The sequence below is a fragment of the Emticicia sp. TH156 genome (assembly GCF_002855535.1).
GTDB lineage: Bacteria > Bacteroidota > Bacteroidia > Cytophagales > Spirosomataceae > Emticicia > Emticicia fluvialis.
Genome location: NZ_PKRS01000032.1, coordinates 1 through 2,838, shown reverse-complemented (window position 1 = coordinate 2,838; position 2,838 = coordinate 1). Strand labels below are relative to the sequence as shown.

Sequence of the window (2,838 nt, the reverse complement as noted above, 5' to 3'; positions counted from 1 at the left end):
ATCAGCATCGTAACTACGACGACTCATCAGCTTTTTTGAATCTCCCATGTTTGCAAAATTTATGCAAATAAGTGTGCCGATTTAATGAACCATCTCACAATGCAGTTTTCCATTGCTCGTCAGTGATGACATTTTCAGTCTTTACCCGGTGTGCCTGATTTCGTGAATAGTCTGTTAGATTCTGTGGCGACCCTAATTTATATCCTTTGGCTTTTTTTGCTTTCAGAGCATCTTTTGTTCTGCGACTGATGATTTCCCTTTCATGCTGTGCGATGGTGGCAAATATACCTATCGTCAAAGTGTTGGCATCCGGAATATCTGCGCAGACAAAATCTACTCCGCTATCTCGTAGTGTGAATATGAATGATACATTTCTACTTAGTCGGTCCAGCTTTGCGACTAGTAGTGTGAGCTTGTTATTCCTGGCATATTTTATTGCTTCATCGAGCTGTACTCGTTGGTTACTTTTTCCACTCTCGATCTCAATAAATTCTTTTACGATTCTGTCGCCCTCTTTCAGGAAATTACTGGCCGTAAACTTCTGGGCCTCTAGCCCCAATCCACTTGCTCCTTGTTTCTTTGTACTTACTCGGTAATAGGCAATATACTGTTTCATTCCTTTCCAATTTTACTCATGGCCTCATAGTTCTCTGGAGTGAGTAGATTCTTGATATACTCATCCATGCCTACATCTCGTATCTCATTTGCAAATCTTTTAAGTGGTAGAGATGATCTGCATTTCTCATAGCCCATTACCTTAAATTCAATCCTTAGATTTTCAGGCATTCCCTCTAACCACATTTTGTAGTCTTCCTCTGTCGGATCAATGCGGTGGTAAGGGTAGGCAGCATTACCATAGTTGAACAGTAGCGCATGACTTTGCTGCTCTGCTCCCTCGAAGTTTAGTAAAAAGGATTCTTGGTTCTTGTTTTGCTCATCATTTGGGTGCTTGACATATATAAGGCTCATAATATTATATTTATGGGATTTCCAAGAGTATGATAAATTGTCAGATTTAACAAATGTAAAACGACCGTTTAAGAAATGTTAAATTTTGCGTAAATATATCACTTGAAATTCCAGTTAGTTTACTACTTTAAATGATTACAATGTTCAGCACAAATTACAACATTTTGGTGAGGATTGTTTAATTGCGAAAGAGTAGCAGAAGCATGTAAGCAAGAGCAGCGCATATAATGATTAAACATCCAAATCTAGATAAACGACTTGTAAAAAGCTTGTAAATCATAAAGAGATTAAAAATACTAAATATGCTTTTGTTTGGTGTTGTCATAGCACTCCAAGTTACAAAGCCATTTTTCCCATTAGAGGGCGTTGGACCAACTCCTATTTCTTTAATCAGATACTGCTTAAACTTTGATACGTTAGAATCGGCAACATAAAGATTGGCCCAAAGCCTTCTTTTTTCACCAGGAGCAATGTCGTCCCAAATATATCTGGGGTTGTTTACTGTATAGCCATCTTTGTCAACTTCAATAATTGTAAATTGGATTCTCATACTAATCGATGAAATATTTGAAACGGCAAACCCAAAATCAAAAACCAAGTATGAGTTTGTCCGTGTTCCGCCACCTGACACATCACCGGTTGAACTAGTTCTTATCGATTCGGTATAAGAATAATACTCTTTTCTTGAGCCTATGCACAAATGTTCTATAATTAGTCTTCCATCTTTCGGTAATAAGTCGCTTATAACCTCCTTGGTGATAGTTTTAACGATTTTCTTGTCCATTTTATAGATTTTGAATAATTGCCACTAGCATTCTAATACACGGAAATAGTGTTGTGTTATTTATATTGTAGTTTTTTAAGTAATGACTATAGCTTTTTTTAGTCAAATTTATTTGGATATTCTTGATTGATTTAAGTCATTAATTACGAATTGAGTAAACGGATCGGTACTATCTTGTGGAATTGACTCAATACTTACTAATTGTAATTCCCCAAAATAAAACTTTTCAACCTCTTTTTCATAATACTCGATCTGTTTTTTATTTTACGGTTGGTATGACTAGGGCAAATTGGTCATTACATGAAATTTGGTTGTAGTTTAGTCCAAAATAACTAATCTATATATGTGCTTACTGGGTTAGTTTTTGTCTGGCGGTCTTTTGAGAATGCCCCATTACTAAGTTTGCTTGGTATAAATCTGAAAATGGCCACCCACGAGGTAACTGTGTGAATGACCAAATCCGAACAACCATTATTTGTATATGATATGCTTATTTGGAGCATATCATTTTACTTATAGCTGTCGCAGATAGCGGTACAATGACTTTTATCTAAAACAACCCATTTAATAATCGTTCCAGCTCTTATAAGTAGGTTTATTACAGAAACAGCTATTACAATCAATGCATATATAGTAGCTACAAACAGGGCAATGTTCATCTATGTCTGAACTAATTCTTTTTTTACATTTCCAGCAACCATTCTCATAATAAGGTTGACTCTTAATATGTTTACTAACAATCAATCTAGCAATACTAAAATCCTTTCTTACATATTCTCTAAAATTCTCTCTTTCTTTACGCTTTCTAATTTCTCTTTCATACTCCTGTCTCCGAATTTCCTCTCTTTTTTCTGCTCTTCTCTTATCTCTTTTCTTAGTATATTTTTGCCATATACAGTTAAAAAGATTGATAATAGTAGGCTCAATTTTCTTAAAATAAACTACTAAAAAAACTATGCTTACTAAATTACAACTCACCACATAGTCCCTTGACGTGGTTCATTTTTAGTTTACACTTTTTGCGAATTATTAAAAGACAAATATTTACTTTTTGAACCTATTTTTTGGTAGTACAATTCTTCAAA

The 2,838-nt window shown here is 34.8% G+C and carries 3 protein-coding genes; all 3 read right to left on the bottom strand.

Going from position 1 to position 2,838, the window contains the following annotated elements:
- Positions 1-94 precede the first annotated feature (94 nt).
- Positions 95-616 (bottom strand): recombinase family protein, encoded by a 522-nt coding sequence (locus C0V77_RS22815; RefSeq protein ID WP_101728703.1) that lies wholly within the window; start codon positions 614-616, stop codon positions 95-97.
- Entirely contained in the window at positions 613-969 is a 357-nt protein-coding gene (locus tag C0V77_RS22810) for a hypothetical protein (protein ID WP_101728702.1), read from the bottom strand. Before C0V77_RS22810 ends, C0V77_RS22815 begins: the two co-directional genes overlap by 4 nt.
- Positions 970-1,147: 178 nt before the next feature.
- A complete protein-coding gene (locus C0V77_RS22805; protein ID WP_101728701.1) occupies positions 1,148-1,753 on the bottom strand; it encodes a hypothetical protein in 606 nt (201 codons plus the stop codon).
- Positions 1,754-2,838 lie beyond the last annotated feature (1,085 nt).

Bases quoted from the DNA above. Each gene is read 5' to 3' on its own strand.
- C0V77_RS22815 (WP_101728703.1), bottom strand. From the start codon at position 616: ATGAAACAGTATATTGCCTATTACCGAGTAAGTACAAAGAAACAAGGA.
- C0V77_RS22810 (WP_101728702.1), bottom strand. From the start codon at position 969: ATGAGCCTTATATATGTCAAGCACCCAAATGATGAGCAAAACAAGAAC.
- C0V77_RS22805 (WP_101728701.1), bottom strand. From the start codon at position 1,753: ATGGACAAGAAAATCGTTAAAACTATCACCAAGGAGGTTATAAGCGAC.